At 66.1% G+C, this 13,329-nt stretch carries 13 protein-coding genes; 4 read left to right on the plus strand and 9 right to left on the minus strand.

Annotated elements, in window-relative coordinates; all coding sequences use genetic code 11:
- Positions 1-23: 23 nt before the first annotated feature.
- From pstB to pstS, 4 genes are all read right to left on the minus strand, one after another.
- Entirely contained in the window at positions 24-818 is a 795-nt protein-coding gene (gene pstB / locus KIT86_RS10310) for a phosphate ABC transporter ATP-binding protein PstB (RefSeq protein ID WP_297397951.1), read from the minus strand.
- 40 nt (positions 819-858) lie between these two features.
- On the minus strand, positions 859-1,713 hold the full coding sequence (pstA, locus tag KIT86_RS10315) for a phosphate ABC transporter permease PstA (RefSeq protein WP_297397953.1): 855 nt from the start codon (positions 1,711-1,713) through the stop codon (positions 859-861).
- An 11-nt stretch (positions 1,714-1,724) separates the two neighbouring features.
- Complete coding sequence (pstC, locus tag KIT86_RS10320; RefSeq protein ID WP_297397955.1) at positions 1,725-2,705, minus strand: phosphate ABC transporter permease subunit PstC; 981 nt, start codon at positions 2,703-2,705, stop codon at positions 1,725-1,727.
- A gap of 108 nt (positions 2,706-2,813) precedes the next feature.
- A complete protein-coding gene (gene pstS, locus KIT86_RS10325; RefSeq protein WP_297397957.1) occupies positions 2,814-3,845 on the minus strand; it encodes a phosphate ABC transporter substrate-binding protein PstS in 1,032 nt (343 codons plus the stop codon).
- Positions 3,846-4,055: 210 nt separating this feature from the next.
- On the opposite strand from pstS, the gene ppx reads away from it, so the two are divergent.
- Both ppx and KIT86_RS10335 read left to right on the plus strand, forming a co-directional pair.
- Positions 4,056-5,540 (plus strand): exopolyphosphatase, encoded by a 1,485-nt coding sequence (gene ppx, locus KIT86_RS10330; RefSeq protein WP_297397959.1) that lies wholly within the window; start codon positions 4,056-4,058, stop codon positions 5,538-5,540.
- Between the two features lie 99 nt (positions 5,541-5,639).
- On the plus strand, positions 5,640-6,089 hold the full coding sequence (locus KIT86_RS10335) for a hypothetical protein (protein WP_297397961.1): 450 nt from the start codon (positions 5,640-5,642) through the stop codon (positions 6,087-6,089).
- On the opposite strand, the gene KIT86_RS10340 is transcribed toward KIT86_RS10335, so the two are convergent.
- From KIT86_RS10340 to KIT86_RS10360, 5 genes are all read right to left on the minus strand, one after another.
- Entirely contained in the window at positions 6,090-6,572 is a 483-nt protein-coding gene (locus KIT86_RS10340; protein ID WP_297397963.1) for a histidine phosphatase family protein, read from the minus strand.
- Positions 6,573-6,591: 19 nt separating this feature from the next.
- On the minus strand, positions 6,592-8,670 hold the full coding sequence (gene ppk1 / locus KIT86_RS10345; protein ID WP_297397965.1) for a polyphosphate kinase 1: 2,079 nt from the start codon (positions 8,668-8,670) through the stop codon (positions 6,592-6,594).
- 76 nt (positions 8,671-8,746) lie between these two features.
- Positions 8,747-9,847: a glycosyltransferase family 1 protein gene (locus KIT86_RS10350; protein WP_297397967.1), complete on the minus strand. Its 1,101-nt coding sequence runs from the start codon at positions 9,845-9,847 to the stop codon at positions 8,747-8,749.
- Between the two features lie 28 nt (positions 9,848-9,875).
- Positions 9,876-10,808: a UDP-2,3-diacylglucosamine diphosphatase gene (locus KIT86_RS10355; protein WP_297397969.1), complete on the minus strand. Its 933-nt coding sequence runs from the start codon at positions 10,806-10,808 to the stop codon at positions 9,876-9,878.
- A 1-nt stretch (position 10,809) separates the two neighbouring features.
- Positions 10,810-11,652 carry a GNAT family N-acyltransferase gene (locus KIT86_RS10360; RefSeq protein WP_297397971.1) on the minus strand — a complete coding sequence of 281 codons (843 nt, stop codon included), beginning with the start codon at positions 11,650-11,652 and terminating at the stop codon, positions 10,810-10,812.
- 161 nt (positions 11,653-11,813) lie between these two features.
- Between KIT86_RS10360 and KIT86_RS10365 the strand changes: the two genes are divergently transcribed.
- The gene (locus tag KIT86_RS10365) at positions 11,814-12,386 is read left to right on the plus strand and encodes a DOMON-like domain-containing protein (RefSeq protein ID WP_297397973.1); all 573 of its coding nucleotides are present in this window, start codon (positions 11,814-11,816) and stop codon (positions 12,384-12,386) included.
- 11 nt (positions 12,387-12,397) lie between these two features.
- Positions 12,398-13,329: DUF1343 domain-containing protein (locus KIT86_RS10370; RefSeq protein ID WP_297397975.1), on the plus strand; the 932-nt coding region annotated here is incomplete at its 3' end.

Genomic DNA, 13,329 nt, shown 5'->3' on the forward strand with positions numbered 1-13,329 from the left:
CTTGGGTCGCTGAATGAGCGGGCTCAGCCGAAACGGCCCGTGATGTAGTCTTCCGTCTCCGTCTTGTTCGGCTTGAAGAAGATCTGCTCGGTCGAACCGAATTCGATCAGCTCGCCGAGGTACATGTAGGCGGTGTAATCACTGCAACGGGCGGCCTGCTGCATGTTGTGCGTGACGATGGCGATGGTGTAGTCCTGCTTGAGTTCGTGCACCAATTCTTCCACCTTGCCCGTGGAGATGGGGTCCAGGGCGGAGGTGGGCTCGTCGAGCAGCAGGACCGAGGGCTTCACGGCCACGCTGCGCGCGATGCACAGGCGTTGCTGCTGGCCACCGGAGAGCGACAGGCCGCTCTGGTTGAGCTTGTCCTTCACCTCGTTCCACAGGGCCGCCTTGGACAGCGCCCATTCGACCCGATCGTCCATCTCGCCGCGGCTGAGGTCTTCGTACAGCTTCACGCCGAAGGCGATGTTGTCGTAGATGGACATGGGAAACGGCGTGGGCTTCTGGAACACCATGCCGATGCGCGCACGAAGCAGGTTGATGTCCTGCTTGGCATCCAGGATGTTCTGGCCGTAGAAGTTGATCTCGCCCTCGGCGCGCTGGCCAGGGTACAGGCTGTACATGCGGTTGAGCGTGCGCAGCAGCGTGGACTTGCCGCAGCCCGAAGGGCCGATGAACGCCGTGACCTTGCGCTCCTCGATGTTCATGTTGACGTTCTTCAGGCCCTGGAACTTGCCGTAGAAGAAGTTCAGGTTGCGCAGCTCCAGCGCATTCTTGGCGGGGGCCGTGGCGGCCGAGGCAGTGGCGGTGTTGGGCATGGTCGGTTCCGTGTCGGATGTTCGGTGATGCGGGCGGGGCTCAGCCCGCCTTCTTTTCGCGCAGGAAGACCCGCGCCACGATATTGAGGGCTAGCACAGAGAGGGTGATGAGCAACGCGCCCCCCCAGGCCAGTCGAATCCAGTTGTCGTATGGGCTCAGGGCAAACTGGAAGATCACCACCGGCAGGTTGGCCATGGGCGCGCCCATGTCGGTGCTGAAGAACTGGTTGTTCAGCGCGGTGAACAGCAGCGGTGCCGTTTCGCCACTGATGCGGGCCACCGCCAGCAGCAAGCCGGTCATCACGCCGCTTTTGGCCGCGCGCAGCGTCACCAGCGTGGCCACCTTCCAGCGCGGCGCGCCCAGGGCGAAAGCCGCTTCGCGCAGGCTGCCGGGCACCAGGCGCAGCATGTTTTCGGTGGTGCGCACGACCACCGGGATCGCAATCAGCGACAGCGCCAGGCTGCCGGCCCAGCCGGAGAAATTGCCCACGGTGGCCACGGCAATGGCATACACGAACAGGCCCAGCACGATGGAAGGCGCCGACAGCATGATGTCGGTCACGAACCGGGTGAGCTCGGCCGTCTTGCTCGTATCGCCATACTCGGCCAGGTAGACACCAGCAAAGATGCCGATCGGCGTGGAGACCAGCACCGAGAAGCCCACCATCAGCAGGCTGCCGACGATGGCATTGGCCAGGCCGCCGCCGTCCGTGCCGGGCGCGGGGGTGGACTGGGTGAACATGTTCCAGTCCAGGGCGGCCAGTCCGTTGCTGAACAGCACGCTGAGGATCCAGAGCAGCACGAACAGACCCAGCACCATGGCGCCCATGGACAGGGTCAGGCCGATGGCGTTGGCGCGCTGGCGACGCTTGTAGAGGCGTTGGTTGAATTCCATGATGGGGTGTCTCAGAGACCTTTGGCCTTTTCAGCGCGCAGCAGCATGATCTTGGCGGCCGACAGCACGATGAAGGTGATGACGAAGAGCAGGAAGCCGAGTGCGAACAAGGTCGAGAGGTGGAAGTCGGCCGCTTCTCCGAACTCGTTGGCCAGCGTCGAGGCGATCGAGGTGCCGGGCGAGAACAGCGAGGTCGGCAGGCGGTTGGCGTTGCCGATCACGAAGGTGACGGCCATGGTCTCCCCGAGCGCGCGGCCCAGGCCCAGCATGATCCCGCCGATGACACCCTTTTGCGTGTAGGGCAGCACCACGCGGCGCACCACCTCCCAGGTGGTACAGCCCAGGCCATAGGCCGATTCGCGCAAGATGGGCGGCACGATCTCGAACACGTCGCGCATCACGGCGGCGATGAAAGGCAGCACCATGAAGGCCAGCACGATCCCGGCGGCCAGGATGCCGATGCCGTTGGTGGCGCCACCGAACAGGGGACCGATCAGCGGCATCGATCCCAGCAGGCCCTGCAGCCCGGGCTGCACGTGGTCGGCGAACAGCGGCGCGAAGACGAACAGGCCGAACATGCCGTAAATGATGGATGGCACGGCCGCCAGCAGCTCGACGGCAGTGCCCAGGGGGCGACGCAGCCAGACGGGGCAGTTCTCGGTCAGGAAGAGCGCGATGCCGAAGGCCAGGGGGACGGCGATCAGCAACGCGATGCCGGCGCTGGCCAGCGTGCCCACGATGGCGATCGCGGCACCGAACTCCTCGTTGACCACGTCCCATTCGACGCGCCAGACGAACCAGAGGCCGAACTTCTGGAAAGCCGGCCACGCGTTGACAAACAGGGAAATGATGATGCCCATCAGGGCCACCAGCACCAGCAGCGAAAAGCCCTGGGTAACCCGGTGAAAGAAGATGTCTTCGATGCGCTGGCGCTTCGCAATCGACACCATGCTGGCGTTGCCGGACGACGCCGGCGCGGATTTCGAACTCATGGTTGTTCCCACGCTCATGTTGACTCCGTATTGTGATCCTGAGAACAACGGGATCCGCCGGCCGGCCCTCACCTGCCGGCGGATGTCATCGGACGGGTCCGTTGCCGATTACTTCTGGATCTGGCTCCAGACCTTGGAACGGATCTCGTTCGTCAGGCTGTCGGGCAGAGCCACGTAGTCCAGGTCGGCGGCCATCTGCTTGCCGTTCTTGAACGACCAGTCGAAGAACTTCAGCACTTCGGCGGACTGTGCCTTGTCGGTCGGCTGCTTGTACATCAGGATGAACGATGCGGTGCTGATGGGCCAGCTCTCGGCACCCTTGGCGTCCACCATGGACACGCCCATGCCCGGCACGCTGAACCAGTTGACGCCAGCGGCGGCAGCGGCGAACGACTTGTCGTCCGGGCTCACGTACTTGCCATCCTTGTTCTGCAGCTGCAGGAAAGGCATGTTGTTCTTCTTGGTGTAGGCGTATTCCACGTAACCCAGCGAGCCCTTCACGCGGGTCACGTTGGCGGCCACGCCTTCGTTGCCCTTGCCGCCGACGGAGGAAGCGGCGGGCCATTTCACGGCGGCGCCCTTGCCCACCTTGTCGGCCCAGTCCTTGCTCACGGCGGACAGGTAATCGGTGAAGTTGAAAGTGGTGCCCGAGCCGTCCGAGCGGTGAACGACGGTGATGGCCTGGTCAGGCAGCGTCTTGCCGGGGTTGAGGGCGGCCAGCTTGGGATCGTTCCACTTGGCGATGGTGCCCAGGAACATGTCGGCCAGCACGGGGCCCGTCACGCGCAGTTCGCCCGGCTTGAAGCCTTCGAGGTTGATCACAGGCACCGTCCCACCGATGATGGCCGGGAATTGAACCATGCCGTCTTTGTCGAGATCTTCGCCAGACACGGGCGCATCGGTAGCACCAAAGGCCACAGTTTTTGCCTTGATCTGACGGATGCCGCCCGACGAGCCGATGGACTGGTAGTTCAGGCCGACGTTGGTTTCCTTCTTGTAAGCCTCGGCCCACTTGCCATAGATCGGATAGGGGAAAGAAGCACCTGCGCCCGTGATATCAGCGGCGAATGCCGAACCCATGCCAGCGGTCGCCATGGCGGCTGCGGCCATGGTCTTGAGGAAAAATCGTTTGTTGATCATGAAGTGACTCCTAGCGGTTGGGGATTCAGAACAAGGAGGACTTTAGGCAGCCAATATGACATCCATGTGACACCCGACGCTTGTCACACAGATGGCGGGCGTCGGTGAGCCCGTCAATCGGCGGCCGGTCACGCCCATGCGTCACAATCCGGGTTTTCCCGCTCAATCCAGCCCCTGGGGCCACCCCTCGGCCCCGCGCCGTCGTCTCGCATGCAAAACGGAACCCTCCTCGCCGCCATCGACCTCGGCTCCAACAGCTTCCGGCTGGAGATCGGCCGTTACCACTCGGGCCACATCGAGCGCATTGAATACCTGAAGGAAACCGTGCGCCAGGGCACCGGGCTGGACGAGGAGAAGAACCTCAGCCAGGCCGCCATGGAGCGAGGCTGGGAGTGCCTGGCGCGTTTCGCCGAGCGGCTGCACGGGTTCAAGAAGCAGCAGGTCCGGGCCGTGGCCACGCAGACCCTGCGCGAGGCGAGGAACCGCGACGAGTTCCTGCGCAACGCCCAGGCCATCCTGGGCTTTTCGATCGACGTGGTCTCCGGCCATGAGGAAGCCCGCCTGATCTACCAGGGCGTCTCCCGCCTGTTGCCCCACTCGGACGAGAAACGCCTGGTGGTGGACATTGGCGGACGCTCCACCGAGATGATCCTGGGCCAGGGCTACACGGCGCGCGCCATGGAGTCGTACCGGCTCGGCAGCGTGGCCTGGTCCACACGCTACTTCCCGCGCGGCCAGTTCACGGCAGCGGCCTTCAAGACCGCCGAGGTGGCGGCCAAGGCCGTGATCGACGAGGCATTGGACAAATTCCCCCCGCCGGAATGGACCGTGGCCTACGGCTCCTCGGGCACCGTCGGTGCGGTGGCCGACATGCTGGCGGCCAATGGCTGGGCGTCCGGCGTGGTCACGCGCACCGGGCTGGACTGGCTCACCGAGCGGATGATCAAGGCCGGCAGCGCCGACCAGTTGCGCCTGGAAGGCCTCAAAGACGACCGCCGCCCCGTGATCGGCGGTGGCATGAGCGTGCTGCGCGCCATCTTCGACCTCTTCGGCATCGAGCAGATGGTGCCTGCACAGGGCGCGTTGCGCCATGGCGCGCTCTACGACCTGATCGATCGCGACAGCGACGGCGGCGACGTGCGCGAGCGCACCGTGCGCTGGCTCGCCCACCGCTTCTCCGCCGACGAGATGCAGGCGCAACGGGTGAGCGAGGTCAGCACCGCGCTCTTCGCCCAGATCGCGGCGCTCGACGCCCAGAACGAACGCTACTCGCAGAAACTGGCGTGGGCCGCGCGCCTGCACGAGATCGGCACGCACATCTCGCACGACCGCTCGCACCACCACGGCGCCTACATCCTGGACAACATGGACGCCCCGGGCTTTTCCCTGCCCGAACTGCACCGCATGAGCCAGCTGGTGATGGGCCAACGGGGCAAGCTGCGCAAACTCGAAGACGCCTTGATGGATGAGCTGTTCGCCAAACAGCTCATGGCGCTGCGCTTGGCCGTGCTGCTGTGCCACGCGCGCCAGATGCCCGAGTACCAGTCGGTCAAGCTGAGCTACAAGCCCCGAGCCTTCAAGCTCACGACCAACCCGGGATGGGCCAAACGCTATCCGCAATCGGCCTGGCTGCTGGGAGAAGAAGTCGTGGCCTGGCAGAAGTCGGCCTGGAAGTTCACGGCGGACATCCGGTAGCACCCACGCTGTCACACGGCTGTCACCATTCCGAGGTAGACGAGAAACCGTATATACGGTTTATACTCCGGCCCCTTTTGTCATCCCCGGAGTGCATTCATGGCCAGTCAGAGCAACAAAACCAGCCCCAAGAAACCCAAGCTGGTGCGCGACAGCTTCACCATCCCCAAGACCGAATTCGCCGCCATCGACCAGCTCAAGACGCGAGCGATTGCCTTGGGCTCCAGCGTGAAGAAGAGCGAATTGCTGCGCGCGGGCCTGATGGTGCTGCAAGGCCTCAACGACGCAGCCTACAAGGCGGCCCTCGCCGCCGTGCCCACGCTCAAAACCGGCCGCCCGGCGGTGACCGACCAACCTGTGGACAGCAAGCGCGCAGCCAAGACGGCCACCAAGCCAGCCGCTCCCGTGGCGGCTCCAGCGCCTGCCACCAAGGCCGCGGTCAAGAAGGCCGTGGCCAAGAAGCCGGCGCCCGCAGCCAAGACGGCACCCAAAACCGCAGCCAAGCGCCCCGTGGCGCGCCGTGCGACGCCAGCCGGCAAAGCCGCCTGATCAGATCAGTTCGGGCGTCTGCACCGTGACCACCACGGTCTGGCCCACGCCATCTCGCTCGCGGTGGCGCAGCCACCAGACCGCGCCCTTCTTCACCGCGCAGTCTTCATCGGTCAGACCGAGCAAGCGCGCCACCACCCGCCCCAGCGTGGGTTGATGGCCGACCACCACCACCGGCGACTTGCCCAAGGGCCAATGCACCAGATCCAGAAGGGCCAGCGGGTCGCCTTCGGGTGCAAGTTCATCGCGCAGCTTGTACTTGCGCCCCAGGGCAAGCACCGTCTCTTCACAGCGCACGGCAGGGCTGCACCAGACGCGGGCCCCCTCGGGCAGTTGCCGGTCCAGCCAAGCGCCCATGCGGGTGGCCTGTTTTTCGCCTCGCGGCGTCAGGCGCCGCGCCAGATCCGGGGAATCTCCGGGCCGCCCCGTCACGGGGTCGGGATGGTCGTGCGCCTCGGCATGCCGCCACAGAATCAGGTCCATGGTCCGGTGTTCCATGTGGTCAGCCTTTGCCACCGTACAAGGCCATCAGGCTGGCCTGCGCCGAGTGGAGCATGACGCGGCCCCGGCCGCTGCCGTGGGCCCCGGCGGGCACGTAGCTGCCATCCGGCCGCAGCAGCCAGGCATCCTTGGTGTCATGCAGGTAGGCCTGCAGGCATTCATCGATGATGCGACGGCGCAGCGCGCTGTCGGTCACGGGCCAAGCGAGTTCGATGCGGCGCAACATGTTGCGGTTCATCCAGTCGGCGCTGGAGAGCCAGAGCTCCTCCACTTCACCGGTGCGGAAGTAGAACACCCTCGAATGCTCCAGCAGGCGCCCGATGACCGAGCGCACGCGCACGTTGTCGGTAAAGCCCGGCACCTGGGCGGGCAGGATGCACGCCCCGCGCACGATGAGGTCGATCTTCACGCCCTGCTGCGAGGCCACGGCCAGCGCGCGCGCCATCGGCTCGTCGGTCAAGGCGTTCATCTTCAGCACGATGCGCGCGTCCTGCCCTTCCTTGGCGGCGGCGCCCGCGGCCTCCACCTTGTCCAGCATGGCCTTGTGCAGATGGAAGGGCGCGATCAAGGCCTTGTTGAGTTTGGGCAGGCGGTTCTGGCTGGCCAGATGCAGAAAGATCTGTTCCAGGTCGGCGGTGAGCGCGTCGTCGGCGGTGAGGTAGCTCAGGTCGGTGTAGAGGCGCGCCGTGCCGGGGTTGTAGTTGCCGGTGGACAGATGCGCATAGCGGCGCAGCCCCGCGGCCTCCCGGCGGGTGACGAGCAACATCTTGGCATGCGTCTTGAGGCCCACGACGCCATAGACCACCTGGGCGCCCACCGACTCCAGCCGCTCGGCGTAATTGATGTTGGCCTCTTCGTCGAAGCGCGCCTTGAGCTCCACCACGGCCGTGACTTCCTTGCCACGGCGCACGGCTTCGCGCAGCAGGTTCATGAGCTCGGACTTGGCGCCGGTGCGGTAGATGGTCTGCTTGATGGCCAGCACGTCCGGATCTTCCACGGCTTCGCGCAGAAAGCCGAGCACCGCGTCGAAACTCTCGAAAGGCTGGTGGATAAGCACATCGCCCTGCCGCAGGCGCTCGAAGTACGACTGCCCGGGGGTGAGCTGGGCCGGCCAGCCCGCGTTGTAGGTTTCAAAGCGCAACGCAGGAGCTTCCACCTGGTCGATCAGCTGGTTCAGCCGCACAAGGTTGACCGGGCCGGGCACGCGGTACAACGCCCGCTCGGGCAGCGCGAACTGTTCCAGCAGGAAGTTGGAGAGGTGGATCGAGCAGCCGGCCGAGACCTCCAGGCGCAAGGCCTGGCCATAGTGCCGCTGCTGCAAGCCCTTGCGCAAGGCGGTGCGCAGGTTCTTCACCTCCTCCTCGTCCACGGCCAGATCGGAATGCCGGGTGACGCGGAACTGGGAGAACTCGGTGACCTGTCGCCCGGGAAACAAGTCGTTGAGGTGTGAGCGGATCAGGCTGGAGATGGAAACAAAGTGCGTTTGCCTGGAGCCCTTGACCGGAGGCATGCGGAAGAAGCGTGGCAGGATGCGCGGCACCTTCACGATGGCGATCTCATTCTCGCGGCCGAAGGCATCCTTGCCTGTGAGGCGCACGATGAAGTTGAGCGACTTGTTCGCCACCTGAGGAAACGGATGCGCAGGATCCAGCCCCACCGGCATGAGCAGCGGCTGCACTTCCTTGATGAAGAACTCCTTGACCCATCGGCGCTGGCGCGGGTTGCGCTCGCCGTGCGAGATCAGCTTGATCCCCTTCTTCTCCAGCAGGGGCAGCAACTCATCGTTGTAAATGGCGTATTGCTGGGCCACCAGCGAATGCACCTTGTCCGAGAGCTGTTCGTAGGACAACGAGGTGAACGGGCCGCGCTGCTCGTTGGCCCGCGCCGCCGTCAAATGGGGCGCCACGCGGACTTCGAAGAACTCATCCAGGTTGCTGGAGACAATGCTCAGGTAGCGCAGGCGCTCGAGCAGCGGCACGTCGGCCCGGCGCGCCCAGTCCATCACGCGTTCATTGAAAGCGAGGATGCTGTGATCGCGATCGAGGAGGGGTAGCTTCTGGTGCAGGATGTTGCCGCTCATGGATGCCGCTGGAATCAAAGGGTTCGCCCGCTGCCCGCCGTTCCCGGCTGGTGATCCCTGGCGCACCATGTGTCGATTATTCAACGATTGGATGACGTTTGTGTGACATCGCTGTCCCGTCCACCTCCGTCACGCGTCCCGGCGCGGACCTCTGCCGGCGCGGCCGGGGCAGCACGCTGAGGTAGGAAACAAACAGCGACGCCGCCCGGGCCCACCCGAATTGCAGGGCACGGTCCCGCGCCTCATGGCGTTTGACCTTGAGCGCATCCTTCCAGGCCTCGCGCAGGTCTTCGCGCAAGGCACCCGCCCCACTGTCACCAACCACCTGCAAGGGGCCATCCACCGGGTAGGCCGCCACGGGCACGCCACAGGCCATGGCCTCGAGCATGACCAGGCCGAAGGTCTCGCTGCGGCAGGGGAAGACGAACACGTCTGCCGCCGCGTACACCCGCGCCAGCTCATGGCGCGGCAGCACACCCAGCCAGTGCACATTGGGGTAGCGCTGGCGCAAAGCCGGCGCCAGCGGCCCCACGCCGCAGACCACCTTGCTGCCGGGCAGATCCAGGCGCAGAAAGGCGTCAATGTTCTTCTCGTAGGAGAGGCGGCCCACGAACAGACTGACGGGATGCGCCAGCGGCCCGAGAGGGGCGTAACCCGTGGGTGGGTCCGTCAACGAGAAAAGCCGAGTGTCCACACCATGCGTCCAGGCGCGCAAGTGGCGAAAACCCCGCGCCTGGAGCATGTCGAGCACGCCCTGGGTGGGCACCATCACGCCGCTGCTGGCACGGTGAAAGTGGCGAAACAGCGCGTATCCCCAAGACACCGGGATGCCCAGGGCCGCGTTCAGGATCTCGGGAAACTTGGTATGGAAGGCGGTGGTGAAAGCCAGCTTGCGGCGCAGGCAATGGCGCCGCGCAGCCCATCCCAGTGGGCCTTCGGTGGCGATGTGGATCGCATCCGGCTCGGCCGCATCGATGCGCTCGCGCATGCGGCGACCGGGAAACAGCGCGACATCGATGCCCGCATAACCCGGGCAAGGCCGGGTGCGGAACTGACCCGGATGGATCACCACCACCTCATGGCCGTTGGCCTGGAGCTGCCGCGCCAGTTCCACCAGCGTCGTCACGACGCCATTGACCTGGGGTTGCCAGGCGTCCGTGACGATCAGGATCTTCATGCGGTGTGTCCCCTTGTCGCCCGTCCACTCAGGAGAGCTGGCATTCGGTCTGTTCTGACGACCGCTCCTCATGAGGCGGTCGTGTCGTGGCCTGCGCGCTCCATTGCACGAGCTCAAGGCGGCCATCCAGATGCTCCACCAGCGCGGTCAGGCTCTCCACCCAATCGCCGTCGTTGCAGTACAGCGTGCCGTCGATGTGCCGCATTTCCGCCCGGTGGATGTGGCCGCAGACCACACCCTGGTAGCCCCGCGAACGCGCTTCGGCCGCTACCGCGCGCTCGAAATCGGTCACGTAGTTGAGCGCGCTCTTGACCTTGTGCTTGAGGTACTGAGACAGCGACCAATAGGGCAAGCCCAGGCGCGCGCGCAGGGAATTGAGGTGGCGGTTCAGCCGCAACGTGAACTCGTAGGCGTTGTCGCCCAGGTAGGCGAGCCACTTGGCGCACTGGATCACGCCGTCGAAGTGGTCGCCGTGCACCACCCACAGGCGCTGGCCGTCGGCTGTGGTGTGCACAGCCTCGTTCGCCACCTCGATGCCGCCGAAGCTGTGGCCGTCGAACTGGCGCGCGAACTCGTCGTGGTTGCCCGGCACGAACACCACCCGGCAGCCCTTGCGCGAACGGCGCAGCAGCTTCTGCACCACGTCGTTGTGCGCCTGCGGCCAATACCATTTGCGGCGCAGTTGCCAGCCATCGATGATGTCGCCCACCAGGTACAGCGTATGGCTGGGGTGGTGCTTGAGGAAATCGAGCAGAGGCCGCGCCTGGCAACCGGCGGTGCCCAAGTGCAGGTCCGAAATGAAAACGGCCCGGTAGCGGGCCCGCTCGCCTCCATCGCCGTGGGGCTCGTCGTCAGACAGCGGCGCGGCATCCCCATCGGCCAGTGCATCGCCGAACTGGCTTCGCCAGGCCGCCAGTGCCGCACCCTGGGGGATCGCGCGAAGCGCGGCGGGAAGCGCCATGTCACGCCCCCAGGAAATGCTTGCGGTAGCGCGCCGGCAGATCCGAGATGCGCATCAGCATCGGCAGGTCGGCCGCGTTGAAGTCCGGGTCCCAGGCCGGCGGGCCCAGCACCTTGGCGCCCAGGCGCAAGTAACCCTTGATCAGCGCGGGCGGCTCCACGTCCAGCGTGTCGTCGAGCTGCTCGATCGGCAGGGGCAGGCGTGGCCGCACGTGACAGTCGATGGGCGCGAGATGCGTCGCCTTCACCTGGCGCCAGATGCTGGCGGCCGCGTGGCCGCCACCGACCATGCCGTGCGGGCCTTCGTGCTGCATGGGAATGCTGGCGCAGCCGATCATCGTGTCGAGCTGGTTGCGCACCATGAACTCGGCCAGGGCCCCCCACAGCGCCATGATGACGCCGCCGTGGCGGTGATCGGGGTGCACACAGCTGCGGCCCAGCTCCACCATGCGCTCCCGCACCGCGCGCAGGCGGGTGAGGTCGAACTCGGTGTCGCTGTACGTGCTGCCCACGCGCTTGGCCTGGGCCGGCGTCAGCACCCGATAGGTCCCGATCACACGCCGACTCGCGGCATCGCGCACCAGCAGGTGCTCGCAGAAGTCGTCAAACAGGTCCACATCGTGGCCGGGCATGTGTTGCGGCAGGCGTGCGCCCATCTCGGTGGCAAAGACGTCGAACCTCAGCCTTTGCGCTTCACGAACCTCGTCCAGATGCCGCGCCCAGGAAACGGCGATGCCACCGCTGACGGGCTGCGGCGTTGGCGCGAGAAACGAGCGGGGATGAAGTGACCCCCGTGGCAACGAGACCGGCGAAAGGTCCAGCGTGGGAGTGGGCAGTTCTTTCATGGCGGGCTCCTGGGACAGTGCGCCCGACAGGGACGCGGAGTTGAGTGAAGCTGTGGTCATGAACAGGCAGTGTGCGAACCGGCGGTGTCTGCGGCATGGCAATCGCATGAAGTTTTGGTGACACCAACCCGGCCCCCAGGGGCCTGCCAGAATACGAAGCTGTGAACCCCACTCCCCCCCTCCTGCGCGCGCAATTGCGCTGCCACCCCGCCACGCCTTGCGGGGTGGCGCTGGCCGTGTCGGTGGAGGCCCGCGTCCACGCCGATGGCTTGCGCCTGCGCTACACGCTGCGCGGGGACACCTCGGCCTTGCGCATCCCGGCACCGGCCGCCCCCCTGCCCACCGACGGTCTGTGGCGACATACCTGCATGGAAGCCTTTGTGGCCGTCGACGGTGAAGCCGCCTACCGGGAGTTCAACTTCTCGCCCTCGAGCGAGTGGGCGGCCTACCGGTTTTCATCCGAACGCCAGCGCGACGAGGTGGCCGAAGCCCGCGACCCCGCATTGCTTCGCCCACCCCTGGCCCATGCCACGGCCCGCTCCCTCACACTCACCGCGCGCGTGGCGACCACCGCCCTGCCCCGCGGCCCTACCCTGCTGCGCCTGGGCCTGTGCGCCGTCATCGAGGAGCGCAACGGGCAGCTGAGCTACTGGGCGCTGCACCACCCGCGCGAGCAACCCGACTTCCACCACCCCGACGGCCGAGCCTTGCGACTGGCCGCACCCCTTCCCTGAACCCCGATCTCATGCAATACGGCATCGAACGATTTCTGCAAGACCCCGCCCTGCGTGCGCCCCTCAAAGGCCGGCGTGTGGCCCTGCTTGCCCACCCGGCTTCGGTCACGCGCGACCTGACCCATTCGCTCGACGCACTGGCCGCCCTGTCGGACGTGCGGCTCAGCGCCGCTTTCGGCCCCCAGCACGGCCTGCGCGGCGACAAGCAGGACAACATGGTCGAGTCACCCGACTTCAACGACCCCCGTCTGGGCATCCCCGTGTTCAGCCTCTACGGCACGGTGCGGCGCCCCACCGAGGCCATGATGGACAGCTTTGACGTGCTGCTGGTCGACCTGCAGGACCTGGGCTGCCGCATCTACACCTTCATCACCACCCTGCGCTACGTGCTGGAAGCCGCCGCGCGCCACGGCAAGGCGGTGTGGGTGCTCGACCGCCCCAACCCCGCGGGCCGTCCCATCGAGGGCCTCACACTGCGCGAAGGCTGGGAAAGCTTCGTGGGTGCCGGCCCCATGCCCATGCGCCACGGCATGACCATGGGCGAGCTGGGCCAATGGTTCAACGCCACCCTGCGCCTGCAGCTGGAATACCGCGTGATCACCATGGCAGGCTGGGCACCCGATGCGGCCCCGGGATTCGGCTGGCCCGAAGGCCGCAGCTGGGTGAACCCCAGTCCGAACGCGGCCAATCTGTCGATGGCGCGCGCCTACGCCGGCACCGTGATGCTCGAAGGCACCACGCTCAGCGAGGGCCGGGGCACGACCCGGCCCCTGGAGCTCTTCGGCGCGCCCGGCATCGACACCCGCCGCCTGCTGGCCGACATGCGCGCGCTGGCACCCGAGTGGCTGGCCGGCTGCCTGCTGCGCGAATGCTGGTTCGAGCCCACCTTCCACAAGCACGCCGGCCAGCTGTGCGCCGGCGTGCAGATCCACACCGAGGACCC

The organism is Hydrogenophaga sp., from assembly GCF_026125825.1.
Taxonomy (GTDB): Bacteria; Pseudomonadota; Gammaproteobacteria; order Burkholderiales; family Burkholderiaceae_C; genus Hydrogenophaga.